Source organism: Salinivibrio proteolyticus (genome assembly GCF_001996165.1).
Taxonomy (GTDB): domain Bacteria; phylum Pseudomonadota; class Gammaproteobacteria; order Enterobacterales; family Vibrionaceae; genus Salinivibrio; species Salinivibrio proteolyticus.
Map to the genome: position 1 here is coordinate 158731 of NZ_MUFP01000006.1, position 16768 is coordinate 175498.

The 16768-nt window shown below is 51.2% G+C and carries 20 protein-coding genes and 1 other RNA gene; 10 read left to right on the top strand and 11 right to left on the bottom strand.

Translation table 11 applies throughout. From position 1 onward, the window contains the following. The first annotated feature begins 2 nt into the window (after positions 1 to 2). Both thrB and thrC read left to right on the top strand, forming a co-directional pair. A complete protein-coding gene (thrB, locus tag BZJ19_RS06430) occupies positions 3 to 962 on the top strand; it encodes a homoserine kinase (RefSeq protein WP_077675010.1) in 960 nt (319 codons plus the stop codon). Then, a complete protein-coding gene (gene thrC, locus BZJ19_RS06435) occupies positions 959 to 2242 on the top strand; it encodes a threonine synthase (RefSeq protein ID WP_077675011.1) in 1284 nt (427 codons plus the stop codon). The genes thrB and thrC overlap by 4 nt, the downstream gene beginning before the upstream one ends. 47 nt (positions 2243 to 2289) lie before the next feature. On the opposite strand, the gene grcA is transcribed toward thrC, so the two are convergent. Continuing rightward, positions 2290 to 2667, bottom strand: coding sequence for an autonomous glycyl radical cofactor GrcA (gene grcA, locus BZJ19_RS06440; protein WP_069589774.1), 378 nt, complete (start codon positions 2665 to 2667; stop codon positions 2290 to 2292). A gap of 411 nt (positions 2668 to 3078) precedes the next feature. Here grcA and BZJ19_RS17345 point away from each other — a divergent pair, with 411 nt between their 5' ends. Then, positions 3079 to 3204 carry a hypothetical protein gene (locus BZJ19_RS17345; RefSeq protein ID WP_268794307.1) on the top strand — a complete coding sequence of 42 codons (126 nt, stop codon included), beginning with the start codon at positions 3079 to 3081 and terminating at the stop codon, positions 3202 to 3204. A 53-nt stretch (positions 3205 to 3257) separates the two neighbouring features. Continuing rightward, positions 3258 to 3941 (top strand): uracil-DNA glycosylase, encoded by a 684-nt coding sequence (ung, locus tag BZJ19_RS06445; RefSeq protein ID WP_069589773.1) that lies wholly within the window; start codon positions 3258 to 3260, stop codon positions 3939 to 3941. Positions 3942 to 4043: 102 nt separating this feature from the next. Here ung and BZJ19_RS06450 read toward each other — a convergent pair whose 3' ends face one another. After that, on the bottom strand, positions 4044 to 4223 hold the full coding sequence (locus tag BZJ19_RS06450) for a DUF3545 family protein (RefSeq protein ID WP_069589769.1): 180 nt from the start codon (positions 4221 to 4223) through the stop codon (positions 4044 to 4046). Positions 4224 to 4460: 237 nt separating this feature from the next. Here BZJ19_RS06450 and BZJ19_RS06455 point away from each other — a divergent pair, with 237 nt between their 5' ends. Next, entirely contained in the window at positions 4461 to 5885 is a 1425-nt protein-coding gene (locus tag BZJ19_RS06455) for an alanine/glycine:cation symporter family protein (RefSeq protein ID WP_077675012.1), read from the top strand. 72 nt (positions 5886 to 5957) lie between these two features. Continuing rightward, complete coding sequence (gene yaaA / locus BZJ19_RS06460; protein WP_077675013.1) at positions 5958 to 6731, top strand: peroxide stress protein YaaA; 774 nt, start codon at positions 5958 to 5960, stop codon at positions 6729 to 6731. Positions 6732 to 6822: 91 nt separating this feature from the next. Here yaaA and serA read toward each other — a convergent pair whose 3' ends face one another. The 5 genes from serA to zapA all read right to left on the bottom strand — a co-directional run bounded on the left by serA (position 6823) and on the right by zapA (position 10242). After that, complete coding sequence (gene serA, locus BZJ19_RS06465) at positions 6823 to 8052, bottom strand: phosphoglycerate dehydrogenase (protein ID WP_069589766.1); 1230 nt, start codon at positions 8050 to 8052, stop codon at positions 6823 to 6825. A 351-nt stretch (positions 8053 to 8403) separates the two neighbouring features. After that, complete coding sequence (rpiA, locus tag BZJ19_RS06470) at positions 8404 to 9063, bottom strand: ribose-5-phosphate isomerase RpiA (protein ID WP_069589765.1); 660 nt, start codon at positions 9061 to 9063, stop codon at positions 8404 to 8406. Positions 9064 to 9117: 54 nt separating this feature from the next. After that, on the bottom strand, positions 9118 to 9720 hold the full coding sequence (locus BZJ19_RS06475) for a 5-formyltetrahydrofolate cyclo-ligase (protein WP_077675014.1): 603 nt from the start codon (positions 9718 to 9720) through the stop codon (positions 9118 to 9120). Between the two features lie 29 nt (positions 9721 to 9749). After that, a non-coding RNA gene (ssrS, locus tag BZJ19_RS06480) (6S RNA) lies at positions 9750 to 9932 on the bottom strand. 4 nt (positions 9933 to 9936) lie between these two features. Then, positions 9937 to 10242: a cell division protein ZapA gene (gene zapA / locus BZJ19_RS06485; protein WP_069589763.1), complete on the bottom strand. Its 306-nt coding sequence runs from the start codon at positions 10240 to 10242 to the stop codon at positions 9937 to 9939. Between the two features lie 419 nt (positions 10243 to 10661). Here zapA and BZJ19_RS06490 point away from each other — a divergent pair, with 419 nt between their 5' ends. From BZJ19_RS06490 to gcvH, 4 genes are all read left to right on the top strand, one after another. Continuing rightward, positions 10662 to 11237, top strand: a complete 576-nt coding sequence (locus BZJ19_RS06490) for a UPF0149 family protein (protein ID WP_069589761.1) — start codon at positions 10662 to 10664, stop codon at positions 11235 to 11237. A gap of 63 nt (positions 11238 to 11300) precedes the next feature. Then, complete coding sequence (ubiH, locus tag BZJ19_RS06495) at positions 11301 to 12491, top strand: 2-octaprenyl-6-methoxyphenyl hydroxylase (protein WP_077675015.1); 1191 nt, start codon at positions 11301 to 11303, stop codon at positions 12489 to 12491. Next, positions 12488 to 13720: an FAD-dependent 2-octaprenylphenol hydroxylase gene (locus tag BZJ19_RS06500; protein ID WP_077675016.1), complete on the top strand. Its 1233-nt coding sequence runs from the start codon at positions 12488 to 12490 to the stop codon at positions 13718 to 13720. The genes ubiH and BZJ19_RS06500 overlap by 4 nt, the downstream gene beginning before the upstream one ends. 120 nt (positions 13721 to 13840) lie before the next feature. Continuing rightward, complete coding sequence (gcvH, locus tag BZJ19_RS06505; protein ID WP_077675017.1) at positions 13841 to 14242, top strand: glycine cleavage system protein GcvH; 402 nt, start codon at positions 13841 to 13843, stop codon at positions 14240 to 14242. Between the two features lie 77 nt (positions 14243 to 14319). Here gcvH and BZJ19_RS06510 read toward each other — a convergent pair whose 3' ends face one another. The 4 genes from BZJ19_RS06510 to BZJ19_RS06525 form a co-directional block, all read right to left on the bottom strand. Then, a complete protein-coding gene (locus BZJ19_RS06510) occupies positions 14320 to 14568 on the bottom strand; it encodes a DUF1107 domain-containing protein (RefSeq protein ID WP_077662292.1) in 249 nt (82 codons plus the stop codon). A 193-nt stretch (positions 14569 to 14761) separates the two neighbouring features. Beyond that, positions 14762 to 15298, bottom strand: a complete 537-nt coding sequence (locus BZJ19_RS06515) for a GNAT family N-acetyltransferase (RefSeq protein WP_077675018.1) — start codon at positions 15296 to 15298, stop codon at positions 14762 to 14764. Between the two features lie 3 nt (positions 15299 to 15301). Next, positions 15302 to 16264 carry a LysR family transcriptional regulator gene (locus BZJ19_RS06520; protein WP_077675019.1) on the bottom strand — a complete coding sequence of 321 codons (963 nt, stop codon included), beginning with the start codon at positions 16262 to 16264 and terminating at the stop codon, positions 15302 to 15304. 15 nt (positions 16265 to 16279) lie between these two features. Beyond that, on the bottom strand, positions 16280 to 16759 hold the full coding sequence (locus tag BZJ19_RS06525; protein ID WP_077675020.1) for an aminoacyl-tRNA deacylase: 480 nt from the start codon (positions 16757 to 16759) through the stop codon (positions 16280 to 16282). Positions 16760 to 16768: the final 9 nt, after the last annotated feature.

Consider the following 16768-nt stretch of genomic DNA (forward strand, 5'->3'; position numbering starts at 1 on the left):
TGATGACAGTACGCGTTTACGCACCCGCTTCAATTGGTAATGTGAGTGTGGGCTTTGATGTATTAGGTGCAGCGGTCAGCCCCATCGATGGCAGCTTGCTGGGGGATGTGGTTGAAGTGAAAGCGGGCGGCGACCGCCCCTTTTCGCTGCGCTGTGAAGGGCGATTTACCGACAAGCTTCCTGCTGATGAAAAGGACAATATTGTCTATCAGGCCTACCAAGCCTATGCACATGCGCTGCAGGATAAGGGGATCGCGGTAAAGCCGGTGGCGATGTTGCTGGAAAAGAATATGCCCATCGGCTCCGGATTGGGTTCCAGCGCGTGTTCGATTGTGGCAGCGCTTGATGCGTTAAACCGCTTTCACGGTAACCCACTGGATGAAACCACCATGCTCGCGCTAATGGGGGAGATGGAAGCCAGTATTTCGGGCAGCTTACACTATGACAATGTGGCGCCTTGCTACTTAGGTGGCTTGCAATTGATGCTGGAAAGCCAAGGCGTGATCAGTCAACCCGTACCACATTTTGATAACTGGTATTGGGTGATGGCTTATCCTGGGATTAAAGTATCGACTGCAGAAGCACGCACTATCTTGCCCGCACAGTATCGCCGTCAAGATGTCATTGCCCACGGCCGATATTTGGGCGGCTTTATTCACGCGTGTCACACTCAGCAACCTGCTCTGGCGGCGAGCTTGATTTGTGATGTGATTGCAGAGCCCTATCGGCAAAAACTGTTGCTGGGCTTTGTTGATGCGCGGACGTATGCAGAAAGCTGTGGCGCATTGGCGACAGGGATTTCAGGCTCTGGGCCGACCTTGTTTAGCATCTGTGATGATTTACAGGTTGCCGAGCGACTCGCACAATGGCTGCGCGAGCACTACGTACAAAATAATGATGGCTTTGTTCATGTATGTCGCATTGATGGACAGGGCGCAAAAGAAATAGGAAGTCAGGCATGAAGCTTTACAACATCAAAGATCACAGTGAAACCGTCTCGTTCGCGCAAGCGGTCAAACAAGGATTAGGGCGAGGACAAGGGCTGTTTTTCCCCGAGCACGTACCACAATTTGAGGATATCGATGCCTTGCTGTCGATGCCATTGGTCGAGCGTAGCACTGAGATCCTCTCGGCCTTGATTGGCGACGAAATGCCAAAAAGCCAAATCCATGAGCTGGTGGCGCAGGCGTTTACCTTTGAGGCACCGCTCAAATCCGTCACTGAGCGTATTCATGCGCTAGAACTTTTCCATGGGCCAACGCTCGCCTTCAAAGATTTTGGTGGTCGTTTTATGGCGCAATCCCTCGCGGCAGTGTCAGACGGCAACAAGATCACGATTCTCACCGCCACATCAGGCGATACCGGTGCCGCTGTTGCTCATGCGTTTTATGGCATTGAAAACATCAATGTGGTGATTTTGTATCCGAAAGGCAAAATTAGCCCGTTGCAAGAAAAGCTGTTCTGTACCCTCGGCGGCAATATTCACACCGTGGCAGTGAACGGCACGTTTGATGACTGCCAGACGATGGTGAAGCGAGCCTTCGATGATCAAGAGTTGCGTCAAACCATTGGCTTAAACTCGGCAAACTCAATCAATATCAGCCGGCTGATGGCACAAATTTGCTACTATTTTGAAGCGCTTGCCCAGATCCCTCAGCACAAGCGAGACCAAGTTGTTGTCGCGGTACCCAGTGGCAACTTTGGCAACCTGACTGCGGGCTTACTTGCCAAGGCGATGGGGCTGCCGATTAAACGCTTTATCGCTGCCACCAATGCCAATGATACGGTGCCACGCTATTTGGCCACTGGGCAGTGGCAGCCGCAAACCACAGTCGCAACGTTATCGAATGCGATGGATGTGAGTCAGCCGAATAACTGGCCGCGTATCGAAGAGCTTTTCCGCCGTGAAGGGTGGGCACTGAGCGAATTGGCATCAGGACACGCGGACGATGCGCAAACCGCAGAAAGTTTGACGCAGCTTGCTGAGCAAGACTATTTATGCGAGCCGCATGGCGCCATTGCCTATCGCTTGTTAGCGCAACAGCTTAGTGAGAAAGAAGAGGGGATTTTCTTGTGTACCGCGCATCCGGCCAAGTTTAAAGAGTCGGTCGATGCGATTTTACACAAGGATATTCCGCTGCCAGGGCCATTGGCAAAACATGCGCAGATGGATTTATTGTCGAGTGAGCAAGAGGTCGATTTCTCGGTCTTAAGAGCGTACCTTCTTAATTTGAGCGCTTAACCAAAAACAGCCCGCCAAAGCGGGCTGTTTCTTTATAACCTGTGTGTTTACAGTGAGCTTGTAAACGTACGGGTGATCACGTCACGCTGTTGTTCAGGGGTCAGTGAATTAAAGCGAACCGCATAGCCGGAGACTCGGATGGTCAGTTGCGGATATTTTTCTGGGTGCTTGGCTGCATCTTCTAAGGTTTCACGTTTCAGCACGTTAACGTTGAGGTGTTGACCCCCTTCATTAACCGCTTGGGTTTCGATATTGACTTCACGGTAGTCAAACTCACCCAAAGAAGACAGCGCGACTTCTTGATCCGCCTCAAAGCCCTGTTTTGCGCAGACACAGCGTGCTTGGTCGGTTTCTTTATCAATCAACCAAATAGAATTGATGAGGTCATCATTGGCCGCTGAGGTTACTTGAATGCCGGTGATCATGGCCTATCCCCTTTTTCTGATAGTGACTTTAGTGATGTAAGATTTCATCACTTTCGAAGCTCATATATACCGCTTTAGTTGTAGGGTTATTTTGATTTGGGTCAATATTTAATCGTCTTTATCGTGAAGATAGTTATTTGATATCAATATTATTGTGAACAAAATCAATTTGATGATAAGAGCACTACGCGCAGCGACAAGCATTCGTATTTATAGTGCTATTTTGTTGTAAAATTACTACAAAAACTAAAGCGGGACTGAACGATGGGTAGGCAGTTTTGCACCATGTTGGCACATGTTTGGTGGGGGATTTTCCCTGAATCTCCTTAATTGTTTGAAATATATAACCATTTAAACTTGGCATTGATTTTTCATGATGTTCTAGGCACACGCACAGATAAGGAGCGACCCATGACTAGAACATTATCGCCACGTTCACACGCGAGCTTACCGACCCCGAACCGAGCGGTACAAGGGCGTTGCCAGCGTCATTACCATGCCCATACGGAAAGAACAAAAGATCGCGCCACACACTGATTTCATCTGTTTGTCTCGTTAAAATGGCGCCAGTGTGATGATAAGGAGCAAGCATGACYCAGGCGCAAACGTGGCAGCAGGTGCTAGCCAACGAGAAAGAGCAAGCGTATTTTCGCGATACGCTAGCCTATGTGGAAAAGGTCCGGGCCAGTGGCGTCACGGTTTTCCCTCCCAAAGAGGATGTATTCAACGCCTTTCGTTTTACTGAACTTGGTGATGTGAAAGTCGTGATTTTAGGCCAAGACCCTTACCATGGGCCCAATCAGGCCCATGGGCTCTGCTTTTCCGTATTACCCGGGGTGAAAACGCCACCTTCGTTGGTCAATATCTATAAAGAGCTAGCGACGGATATCGAGGGATTTCAGATCCCTTCACATGGTTACTTGAAAAGCTGGGCAGAGCAGGGCGTGTTATTGTTAAACACGGTACTGACTGTTGAACAAGGGAAGGCGCACTCTCATGCCAAGCTGGGGTGGGAGACCTTTACTGACCGAGTGATTGAGGCTGTCAATCAGCATGGTGATGGTGTGGTGTTCTTGCTTTGGGGCGCGCATGCTCAGAAAAAAGGCAAAGCGATTGATCGTACGCGCCATCATGTTTTAACCGCGCCGCATCCCTCTCCACTGTCAGCGCATCGAGGCTTCTTGGGCTGCCGCCATTTCTCACAAACTAACGCATTATTGCGCGAGCAAGGTAAAGCGCCCATTGATTGGCAACCCACACTGGATGATGCGTAGAAAGCCAAGTGATTGAGGGGCAAAGCCGTCTTGGTCAGATAAAACCTGACCAATAAAAAAGGTGCTCAGTGAGCACCTTTTTCGCATCCTTTTATCGGTGAGTTAATCAAGGTCCAGTTGAGAGAAATCGCCATACATATCGATTTCTTCCAATTCTTTTCTCAGTCGCTGTTTGTCCTTCAGCGCTTCAATTTCTCTCCATTTACGTTTGACTGGTTTTGCGCGTCCGCTGCGTTGTGGCTTGTCTTGCTCGAACATGTCGTTAAAGGCAAAGTTATCCATAGTCACCCCTTGTTCACCTTGCGGTTAGGTTTTAAATACCACAGCTCGCCCTACCGTAAAATTGAAGTATTTCTCATTTGTGGCAGATTGATGAACTTTTTATGAGAACGCCATCACTGAATTTTTAAAAACAGTGATGACCAGCACAGCCAAGGGCGGCCATCAATTGATCTTACCGGTCAGACAAGCGAAGATTGCGCCGCAGACAGCAATCACGACACGACGAGGGACAGTCATTTGAGCCTTTTAACCTTTATTAACGATCTGATATGGGGATCGGTGCTCATTTATGTGCTGATCGGCGGTGGCGTCTTCTTTTCGCTAAAACTCGGTGGCATTCAGTTCCGTCACTTCTCCCATATGTTTTCTGTGATGCGTCATAGTCGCCGCCGCGACAGTTCGGGAATTTCGTCGTTTCAAGCCTTGTGTACTGGACTGGCTGCGCGCGTCGGGACAGGCAATATGGCTGGTGTGGCGGTTGCACTCTCTCTTGGTGGACCAGGGGCGATTTTTTGGATGTGGCTGATGGCGTTTCTGGGAATGGCGACTGCCTTTGCGGAAAGCACCTTGGCACAGGTCTATAAAGTCCGCGATCCGGATGGCTACTTCCGAGGCGGTCCGGCTTACTACATGGAGCATGGCCTAGGGATGCGCTGGATGGGGATATTATTCTCGTTGCTGTTGATCCTTGCCTTTGGTTTGGTGTTTAACTCGGTTCAAGCGAATTCGATTTCACAGGCTGCCCAAGTCGCTTTTGGCTGGCCGCCTGCCTATGTCGGTGCAGGACTGGCACTGGTTAGTGGGTTGATCATTTACGGTGGCTTACGTCAAATTGCGCGCACGGCTGAGGTCTTAGTTCCTGTGATGGCACTGCTCTATTTATCGCTGGCGTGTTATGTGATGTTGACCAATATAGAGCAAGTACCCGCCGTGATATCGCTGGTGGTTAAAAGTGCTTTTGGTCTTCATGAAGCCGCCTCTGGCGCGTTGGGCTACACCTTGGCGCAAGGAATGATTCAGGGCATTAAGCGTGGCCTTTTCTCGAATGAGGCAGGCATGGGCTCGGCGCCGAATGCCGCAGCCTCCGCCACACCCTATCCGCCTCATCCAGTTTCTCAAGGGTATGTACAAATGCTGGGAGTCTTTGTCGATACTCTGGTGATATGTACCGCAACCGTCGCAATTATTCTGCTATCGGGGGAGTATATTCCCGGCGGCGAAGTCACGGGGGTTGAACTGACGCAGCGAGCCTTGAGTGCACAGGTCGGCGATTGGGGCGAGCAATTTGTGGCGGTGGCCATTTTCTTCTTTGCGTTTACCTCCATCATTGCCAATTACTCGTATGCAGAAACCAATTTGTTGTTTATCAATGGTCGCTTGCGTCCGGCACTGCCTTATTTTCGAGCATTGGTATTGGGCATGGTGATGTTTGGCGCGCTGGCCGAGCTCCCCTTAGTGTGGACGCTAGCGGATGCATCAATGGGCATGATGGCCTTGGTGAACATGATTGCGATCTTATTGCTGTCTGGGATTGTTAAGCGCTTGGCAGCTGATTACCACACCCAACGTTCGTTAGGACGAGTGCCTGTGTTTGATAGTCGCCGTTTCCCTGAGCTTCACAGCCAATTGGACGAAAAGGCTTGGCCTTTGCCCAAGCAGTGACCGTGATGCGGTGGCTTTTTTATGCTGGAATGATAGTCTTGGCAACAGACAGATAACATAAGGGTTAGCAAGATGCTGATTGTGGTCTCCCCCGCGAAAACATTGGATTATGAGTCACCATTGCCGACGCAACGTCATACCCAACCCATGCTGACTGAGCACTCTCAAGCATTGATCGAGGTATGTCGTCAATTAACGCCCGCCGATATCGGTGCGTTAATGAAGGTGAGTGATAAAATTGCCAGTCTGAATGCAGTCCGTTTTTCCGAATGGTCACCAACCTTTACCACTGATAATGCACGCCCTGCGATACTGGCGTTTAAAGGGGATGTTTATACGGGTCTGGATGCCACTTCAATGTCTGAACAGGACTTTGATTGGGCGCAGGCGCATTTCCGAATGTTGTCGGGTTTGTATGGCCTATTGCGGCCATTGGATTTGATGCAACCTTATCGCCTTGAAATGGGCACCAAGCTGGCGACATCGCGCGGTGATAACTTGTATCAGTTTTGGGGCGATATCATCACTGAGACATTGAATCGCACCTTGGCAGAGCAAGGTGATCGATTACTGGTGAACTTGGCCTCCAATGAGTATTTCAAAGCGGTAAATAAGAAAAAACTCGATGGCGACATTGTTACCCCCGTCTTTAAAGATTGTAAGAATGGTCAGTACAAGGTGATCAGTTTTTACGCCAAAAAAGCCCGTGGCATGATGGCGCGCTATTTGATTGATCAGCGTGCGACATCTATTGACGCTATCAAGACATTTGATGTTGGCGGCTACTATTTTAGCGAGGCACACTCCAAAGGGAATGAGTTGGTCTTTCTGCGTGAAGAACAGTAACGCACTGGCAATAAAGTAACGACAGCCCTGCCGACACAGAGCTGTGTCTAAATAAAAAAAGCCCCAATGGGGCTTTTTTTTCCGCTTTCAGTTAGTGAAGAATGCGGGCGCGAATCGTGCCCTCAATCGCTTTAAGCTTCTTCAGTGCTTTATCAGCCTGTTCGGTTTCGACATCAATCACCACATAACCAATTTTTGCGGACGTTTGCAGATATTGTGCGGCGATGTTGATGCCTTCATCGGCAAAGGTGGTGTTGATTTTGGTCAACACACCGGGACGGTTCGCGTGAATGTGGAGTAAACGAGAACGCCCTTGATGCTCAGGCAGTGACACCTCTGGGAAGTTGACACAAGAGAGTGTCGAGCCGTTATCAGAGTACTTGATCAACTTGCCTGCCACCTCAAGGCCAATGTTTTCCTGCGCTTCTTGTGTCGAGCCACCAATGTGGGGAGTGAGCAGCGCATTATCAAAGGCCTGCAGCGGTGAGCTGAAGGGGTCATTATTAGTTTTAGGCTCAACGGGGAATACATCGATCGCCGCCCCGGACAAATGATTGCTCTCAAGCGCGCCACATAGGGCATCAATGTCTACTACTGTACCGCGTGAGGCATTAATAAAGATAGCGCCGGGCTTCATACGGGCGAATTCTTCACTGCCAATCATGTTTTGGGTGCTTTCGGTTTCCGGGACGTGCAATGAAATCACATCACTGCGGTTTAATAATTCGGTCAGCGAGTTGACTTGTACGGCATTTCCGAGTGACAGCTTGTTATCGATATCGTAATAACAAACGTTCATGCCAAGGTTTTCGGCCAAAATACTCAGCTGCGTTCCGATGTGGCCATAGCCGATAATCCCCAATACTTTTCCGCGTGCTTCAAACGAGCGTTCGGCGGATTTCTGCCATTCGCCACGATGCGCCTTGGCATTCTTTTCCGGAATGCCGCGTAGCAGCAGCAGGATCTCTCCAAGCACTAATTCGGCGACGCTGCGGGTATTTGAGAAGGGGGCATTAAAAACCGGGATACCACGTTGAGCGGCAGCGTCGAGATCAACTTGGTTAGTGCCGATACAAAAACAGCCGACCGCGACCAATTTTTTCGCCTTTGCGAAAACCGATTCAGTCAGCTGGGTGCGTGAACGCAAGCCGACAAAGTGAGCATCTTGAATCGCTTCTTCCAGCGCCTCACCGGTGAGGGAGCCTTTGTGATACTCAATATTGGTATAACCAGCTTGCTTGAAGGCCTCTAACGCTGTGGGGTGGACGCCTTCGAGGAGCAGAATTTTGATCTTATTCTTGTCCAGTGAATAGTGTGACATGCGGGCTGTTCTCTTCCTTAGAAACAATAGTGGTAGCAATGTTGCGCCTGAGTGCCGGGGCGCATCGTGACCCTGTGCCCTTAACGCGTCTGCTAAGAAAAAGCGGCTAGAGGCGCTGTCATTAGGCTGATCTCATTCGCGAAGCCGCAGGAGGGCGCGCGATGTGCCGGTATCAGAACAGTGACCAAGATAACAAAAATTTTGCGAAGGGGTAAGAATTATCCGTTCTAGACCATAAAAAAAGCACCTTAAAAAAGGCGCTTTTAACTTATTGATTACACTAAACGCAAACGTTTGGCTTTTGCGGGCAAGAATGAGCCTCTCACCGACTATGCATGATGGGTTATGCGTTTAGTCTGCAATTTTTTGCACGCCGTTTTCAGTGCCAGTTAAGACGACGTCGGCACCACGGTTGGCGAATAGGCCGACAGTCACTACACCTGCGATACCGTTAATGGTATCTTCGAGCGCTTTTGGATCTTGGATTTTCATATTGTGCACATCCAAGATCACGTTGCCGTTATCGGTCACTACCCCTTGACGATAGCAAGGATCGCCCCCGAGTTTGACCAACTCGCGAGCCACATAAGAGCGTGCCATCGGGATCACTTCCACAGGAAGCGGAAACTCGCCAAGAACATCAACGTGTTTGGTGTCATCGATAATGCAGATGAATTTGTCTGCGATCGCCGCGACAATCTTCTCACGGGTGAGGGCTGCACCTCCGCCTTTAATCATATGCTTGCGCGCGTTGATTTCATCTGCGCCATCCACGTATACATCAAGACTTGCGACGTCGTTCGCATCAAACACCTCAATGCCCAGTGCTTTCAAACGCTCGGTGGATGCTTCTGAACTGGAAACAGCGCCTTTAATTTGCGATTTAATCGGCTCAAGGGCATCGATGAAGTAGTTGACGGTCGAGCCTGTCCCTACGCCAACAATGCTGCCGGGTTTGACATATTCCACCGCCGCTTCGCCCGCTGCTCTTTTTTTATCGTCTTGGTTCATGATCACTCCTAATGGGGGTTTTGGCGGCGATTATAGCGAAGCGCGTCGACGCCGTCAGGATAGAGGTCGCGAATTCGTGGCTGACCAGTGCCAATGGTGACTGGGCGTTAATATGTGGGGAAGGGGCATGTCCCATTGCTCGGTGGGTAATTGGCCCCAATGCTGACAGTCATGAGCAAGGCCGACCGCCGTCGCATTTGGGTGTGCACAGAGCGCCAAGGTACGATCATAGTAGCCCCCGCCCATGCCCAGCCGTTGACCGCAGTCGTCAAAGGCAACCAAGGGCGTGGCAATTACCTCCAATTGGTGGGTGGGTAAGAGATGACGAATATCCAGTGTGGGCTCGGCGATCCCGTAGCGGTTCGACTGCATAGGGGTAGTCGGGGTGTAATGTAAAAACAGTAAGTGGCCCTGACTGAATGGATGGACAACAGGGAGATAGACAGACTTTCCGGCCTGCCAGCAGGCATTAATCAACGGCGCGGTATCAAGCTCACCATCAAACGATAAATATAAGGCAATGTGCTGAGAGGCGATCACAGACGGCAAGGCCATAAAGCGCGTCATGACCGCGTGGGCGGCGCGCTCTTGCTGTTCAGCGCTCAGTTGCCGGCGGGCGTGTCGGACTTGTTGACGTATTTGCTGTCTGGGCTGCATAACTGTCCTTGATGCTAGCCTGTCTGGAAGAGAGCCCCGGGATGCCGTCGGGATCGAAGGCCCTTGAACCCGCTGGTTCAAGGCGGGCGGGCAGTACAAACCGTAGGCTTCTCGGTACGTGCCGAGCTTGCTCAGTAGCTTGTAACAACACACCCTTAGGTTTGCTTATCGGCTCAGGGACGTAGATCCGCTGACAAACACCCCAGGGAATTCGGGTTACTTACGCGGTCCTTGCGTGGCCATTGCTGTGTCCAACTTTGACGCCATCAGGGCGCTCCGTTGCTTAACCTGATCTTGGACGTCGACCAATGATTGCTTGGCTTCATTCAGCTCGTGGCAAACATTTAAAGCAGCAATGGCAATTAACTGCTCTGTGTTGGTTACTTTAGTGCGCTCAGCCAGTTGTTGCAACCGTTGATCGAACTCACTTGCTGCTTCTTTGAGCGCTTGTTCTTGTCCTGGTGGACAATTGACCCGAACAAAGCGATCAAGGATCTTAATTTCAACCGGTTGTGTGCTCATAATGGTTGGCTGGCTCCTCGTGCGGCCTCTTCTTCTTGGGCCAACGACACAGTAACAATGTCCGCTATTCTAGCAATTATTTTTAGCGATACACCACTTTGAAATACCTAAGCTGTGTATCTGCTGTCAATTTAGACATGGAAGCGGGCGATGAATGCTCTGACAGGTTGGCAGATGAGAGCTAAGCCGCAGTTTATTATGGCCAGTTGCTAAGCCGAGTATGAATTGATCTTTGTCATGCCCGTCGCGCAGCGCGTCGATTTACACTGCCAGCCACGATGAAACGATTTTATCCGTGCCTTCGTATCGGAAGAGGTATCAAAGCGTGTTTGCGTGCTTTTGATACGGGAGCGATTCAGCCACGCGGCGTGAAATGGTAGACTGTGGTTTTTATAACATGCACGACCAAGGGCAAGATTGTGACTGATACCCGTTTACCTCTTTATGCGCAAGCCGCGACGACTTTATCGGCAGATAGCCTTGCCGTCACACCCGCCGAAATGCATGGCTTAATCGCCGGTATGTTAAGTGGAGGTATGGCGCTGGAAGATGGGGGCTGGCTCACCATGCTTTACGACTATACCAACCAAGGTATGGGATGGCCGACTGAGGCGAAAACCCTCGCCATGCAAAGCTATCATCAGCTAAAAACACAATTGACTGGGGACGACTTAGATCTCGATATCTATGTCCCTGACGACGAGCAGGTTGGCGTAGTCGCTCGAGCAGAAGCCCTTGTTGAATGGATCAATGCGTTTTTAGCGGGTGTGGGGCTGATCGGTAAACAAGGCCGTCAACTCTCCAATGACGTCACCGAGGCGCTGAGCGACCTTAAAGCTATTGCCCAGCTTGGCATTGACGAAGACGGTGACATGCAAGAACAAGCGGAGCTGCTTGAGCAAGTTTGTGAGCATGTTCGCGTTTGCTGCATGGTGGTGCATGCTGAATTGGGTGCGCGTCCGGATGCGGATGAGACTCCAAAGACACTCCATTAATCAATGAATCAACATCGCTGACATGCGATGACCCCATACAGTATGGGATTAGGGACAGGTGGGATGAAAGCCTACGATATAATCATTGCCGGTGGAGCGATGGCCGGTGCCACGGCCGCACTTGCGCTGGATACATTAAGTGGCGGTCAGCTGCGTATTGCCGTGGTTGAGGCGATGTTACCCGATCATGCCAATCACCCTGGGTATGATGCACGCAGTATTGCTTTGGCACAGGGAAGCTGTGCTGCACTGGAATCGCTGGGTTTATGGTCGGCGTTAGCGCCATTTGGCACCCCGATTCAGCATATCCATGTCTCGGACCGCGGCCATGCGGGACAGACACAGATTGATGCGAACGCTCAAGGTGTTCCTTATTTAGGGCAGGTGATTGAGCTTGCGGATGCTGGCCGTGTCTTTCATCAGCAGCTCAGTCATCGCAGCGCCATTGATCTTTATTGTCCCGATTACGTCGAACATATCGATCGTGAGCAAGCGTCGGTAACCGTTAAGCTCAAGCAAGGAGAGACCTTGCAGGCAAAACTGCTAGTGGCTGCCGATGGCGGACGCTCACCATGCTGTCAACAGATGAAGATCGCGCGTCAGCAGCACGACTTCCATCAGGTGGCGATCATTGCCAACGTGAGCACCGCGTTGCCGCATCAAGGGGTGGCATTTGAACGCTTTACTCGCACAGGGCCGGTGGCGTTACTGCCGATGTCGCAGGGACGGTGCTCGGTGGTCTGGTGTGTGTCACCGGATGAAGTCGACCATTGGCTCACGTGTGACGAGGCGACCTTCTTGGACGGTTTGCAGACGGCCTTTGGATGGCGCTTGGGTAAACTTCTTCATGTTGGCACTCGGCATGCCTATCCGTTGGTGCTTAATCAAGTGGTGAGTCCGGTCAGCCACCGTGCGGCGGTGGTCGGCAATGCGGCACAAAGCCTCCATCCGATCGCGGGTCAAGGGTTTAATCTTGGTCTACGGGATGTGATCACGCTAGCCGAGGTTCTGACGGCAGCATCAGCACACGGCGAGGATTTGGGCGCAATGCCAGTCTTAACCCGCTACGCGCAACATAGAGAAGCGGACCGAGAGGCCACCATCGCCACCACATCCGGGTTAGTGCACCTGTTCTCTAACCAAAATGCGGTGTTATCAGCCACTCGTAATCTCGGACTGGGGTTGATGTCAGCTCTACCGAGTCTTAAACAACCTCTTATTCAACGCACCATAGGATGGGTAGCGCGCACATGAAGATGATCAATGCAGATATTGCCATCATTGGCGGCGGCATGGTGGGGCTCACCTTGGCGGCAGCGTTGGAACACAGCGCTTTACGTGTGGTGGTTATTGAAGGGAAAACCCCTGAGCCCAGCTTGGATACCATCCCGGATAACCGTGTGTCAGCCCTAAGCCGCGCCAGTGAACGCATATTGCGCGGCGTGGGGGCTTGGTCGGGCATTGAATCTCGCCGCATGGCAAGTTATCAAGCCATGCACGTTTGGGAGCAAGACAGTTTTGCCGAGATCGCGTTTGATGCACAAAGTCTGGGCCAGCGTGATCTGGGCCATATTGTTGAAAACCGTGTCATTCAGTTGGCGCTCCTCGAWAAAATCAAACAGCAAAGTAATGTGACGTTGCTGATGCCTGAGCAGTGTCAATCGATGATGATGGGTGAGAGAGAAACCTGGCTACAGCTTGCCTCTGGTGGCGGCGTGACCGCTAAATTGGTGGTGGGGGCGGATGGCGCGCGCTCTTGGGTGCGAGGCCAAGCCAGTTTACCTTTGGTGCAACGCGATTACGGGCATCACGCGGTTGTTGCGACGGTTCGCACTGAGGTTGCCCATCAGGGCGTTGCACGGCAAATCTTCACGCCGGATGGTCCACTGGCTTTTTTACCGCTTAGTGATCCGCACCTTTGCTCGATTGTATGGTCGGTGTCACCGTGCTTGGCGCAGCACTATTTGGATATGGACGACGCGGCATTTAATCAGGCTTTAACGGCACAATTTGATGTGACTCTGGGGCTTTGCGAAGCTGTGGGACCACGTGCCAGTTATCCATTAACCATGCGTTATGCACAGCAATTTGCCGCTGACCGTGTGGCCTTGGTGGGGGATGCTGCGCACACTATTCACCCACTGGCCGGCCAAGGGGTGAATTTAGGTTTGCTGGATGCTGCAGCGCTTGCTGAAACACTGATACACCTTGCTGAACAAGAAAAAGACATTGGCCTGCATGCGTCACTGCGTAGTTATGAACGCTGGCGAAAAGCAGAAGCGGCACAAATGATCGCCGCCATGCAAGGCTTTAGAAGTTTGTTTGACGGCGCGCATCCGATCAAAAAATTGATCCGTGGTGTCGGCATGCAGGCTGTGAATCATTTGCCGGGCGCTAAACTGCCATTTATTAAACGGGCGCTAGGGCTAAGTGGCGAGCTACCCAAGCTCGCCTGTGCAACATTTTCTGAATCGTCTAGCTGAGATTATTGGCGAATCGATATCTGTGTGCTAGTTGTTGTGTAGTTAATCAACCAAGTATTAGTGAACCACGAAGTCTGTTGAAACGACGATGTGTCACTGGGTGCAACAAGGAACAAAACTATGAGTGATATCCCATCAGAATTAAAATTTACTTCAACGCATGAGTGGGTGCGCCCAGAAGGCGATGGCTTGTTTACCATTGGTATCTCGGATCATGCGCAAGCCCTGTTAGGGGATATGGTATTTATTGATTTGCCCGACGAGGGCGACAGTTTTGATGCCGGAGACGATTGTGCCGTGGCAGAGTCTGTCAAAGCCGCCTCTGATATTTATGCGCCTATTTCTGGGGAAGTGGTTGCGGTGAATGAAGAGCTGGATGGTTCACCAGAATTGGTGAATAGCGATCCTTATGGTGATGGCTGGTTATTCCAAATTTGCGCTACCGATGAGTCTGAAATTGATGATCTCTTGGATGCGCAAAGCTACGAAGAAACCCTAGGGGAAGAAGACGACGACGAATAAGGTTGGCTGTCTTTGCGTCATCGTCAGGCCCTGCCTTTTGGCGGGGCCTGTTGGTTTAAGCTCGCCCTGAATGTGAATCAGTGGCGGTGTGTATTGACCGCGTGAGGCTGAGGCTCATCATGCATGGCTTGCTGATAGGCCTCACGTATCACTGCATTAACTTCTTTGACGGTTTGGTAGTGCGTGATGGTGGCGTCTTGAGGGGCTTTTAGCCAACCGTTTTCAAAATCAAAGCGTCCTCGTCCGGCAATATAAAGTCGACCTGAAAAAAGTCGCGCCACATGTTTTGCGACCAACCTTGGTACATAGCGATTAAAAACGCGCATAAACCCTTCTTGGATAGTTGAATAAACCTTGAGCCCTGTCCACTTTGCATGGTGGCTCTGAGGTGGTAACCATATTTAACGTGGTAACCATAGTTGTGATGTCGGGAAATAGCGACATACAACGGCGCAGATTGTGCAAAGGGTTTATGGCGAGGGGATGACAGCGTTATCGTACATCCTCAGTTTGGGATCTTTACCACAAATCAGCGCAGTTAAATGCGGGGACGCAACTGGGTTTTCCTCTCAGTGCAATTAATGGTGCATCGGTTAATGATTGCCCTAGCCACCCATGTGGGTAGCTCAAATGATGCGGTGGTTGAATGGTTTCTGGAGAAATTGGCGCAAATCCCACACGGTCATAAAACGCTGGGTCGCCATAGGTCATCACCAACTGATAGCCCTGCTCTTTTAGTGCGTTAAGGCCATGCTGGATCAAAGACTGCCCAAGCCCCTGTTTTTGATAGCTTGGGTGGACCGCCATCGGCGAAAGCAGTGCCGCCTCGGGCATGGTTGGATAGCTTAACCGAGAAAAAAAGACTGCCCCAGCCAGCACTGAGTTATCGACCGCGACAAACCCAAGCCATTCACCCTCTGGTGTGGTGTCGTGCAGCTGATGAATCAGTTGGCCAATAAGCTTCCCTTCTTCAGGCCCTTCGCTGTGAGTAAAGGTCTCACGGACCAGTTCAGCAACGTCATTGATGTTCACATCGGTTAAAGGTAAAAACTGCATCGCTTACTCCTTTCCATCGTAGGTTGGGTCGGCTTTTAGGGCATCGACTCGGGTTAAAACGGTCTCGGTGATATGGGCAATGAGCCACTGGGTTCGTGGGTGGGCACTGATTTGCTGTCGCCAAGCCAGATGAATATCAAACCCAGGCACATCAATAGGAGGTGCGCTCAGAGCAAGCGTGTCGGTATCATCGAAATTATCGATACGTGCCATCAGTTCCGGAACAGTGCAAAGTAATTGGCGCTGTTTTAGCAATTGTCTCACGGTGAGAAATCGCTGCGATCCCATCACTACATGGCGTTGATAGCCTAACTTGGTCAGTGTTTGGTCGATAGGGCTGGTTAACTGACCTTGGGTGGAAACCAGCGCGTGTGGGGTTGCGACAAAATCGGCCAAACTAATGGGGGCGTGCAGCCCTGTGCTTTGTGGGTCAAACAGACAGACATGCTGTTCGTGATATAAGTGCTGACTGGCCATGTTTTCCATCCCCTCTGGAAGCACGCCAATCACGACATCGACCTCATCATCCTCAAGCGCCTGTTGACAGCTTTTTTTGTCGACAGGGCGAAGGCTTAATTGTGCGTGAGGCAGATGAGTCGTAAAGCTATCAAATAAGGCGGGGGCAAAAATCAGCTCCGCATAATCCGTGAGCCCGATGCGCACCTGTCCATCGTAGTGTTGCGGCTCAAAGTGAGGTGGCACCAACACCTCGCTGGAGAGCGTATCGAGTAATGCCTGAATCTTAGGTGCGATATCTATCGCGCGGGCAGTGGGGACCATTTGATGGCCGCGGCGCTCAAATAAGGGGTCATCGAGCATCACACGCAAACGCGACAGGCTATGGCTCATGGCCGATTGCCCTAAGGCCAAACGCTCAGCCGCGCGGGTAACGCTGCGCGTTTCCATTAAGGTGATAAAGGTTACGAGCAGGTTGAGGTCGTATTTACGCCACTGTTTTTGAGCCATCCTTAGCCTTGACTCCTAGGGGTTATCGTCGCGACAAATGGCGGCGCGCAGAGGTTGGCAAAGTGCCACTAGGTCGGTCACTTTCACCCACAGCCCAGCGTGCGGATCGCCACTGCTTATCGTGACACTTTCGTGGTCTAAAATGCGCTCTTCAAACACAATTGGCAGCGGCCGAGGTAATCCTAAGGGAGCGACCGTGCCAAGCGTATAACCTGTCATTGCGCGCACCTTGTCTGCGTCGGCCAGTGTCATTCGCCGACATGCTAACTGCTCGCGCACGCGCCGTGGGTCGACCTGACAATCACCGGGCACACAGGCTAATGCGTACTGGTTACCCATATCACGTAAAAGCAGCGTTTTTAGCATACGCGCCGGTAAGATCCCGCGCGCTGCCGCTGTGTCAGTGATGGATTGGGTAGCTTGCGATTGCCATAAAACCTCATAGGTCACCCCTGCCATATCAAGCGTGGCAGTGACGGCTGTGTGTAGTGGCATAGAGGCAGA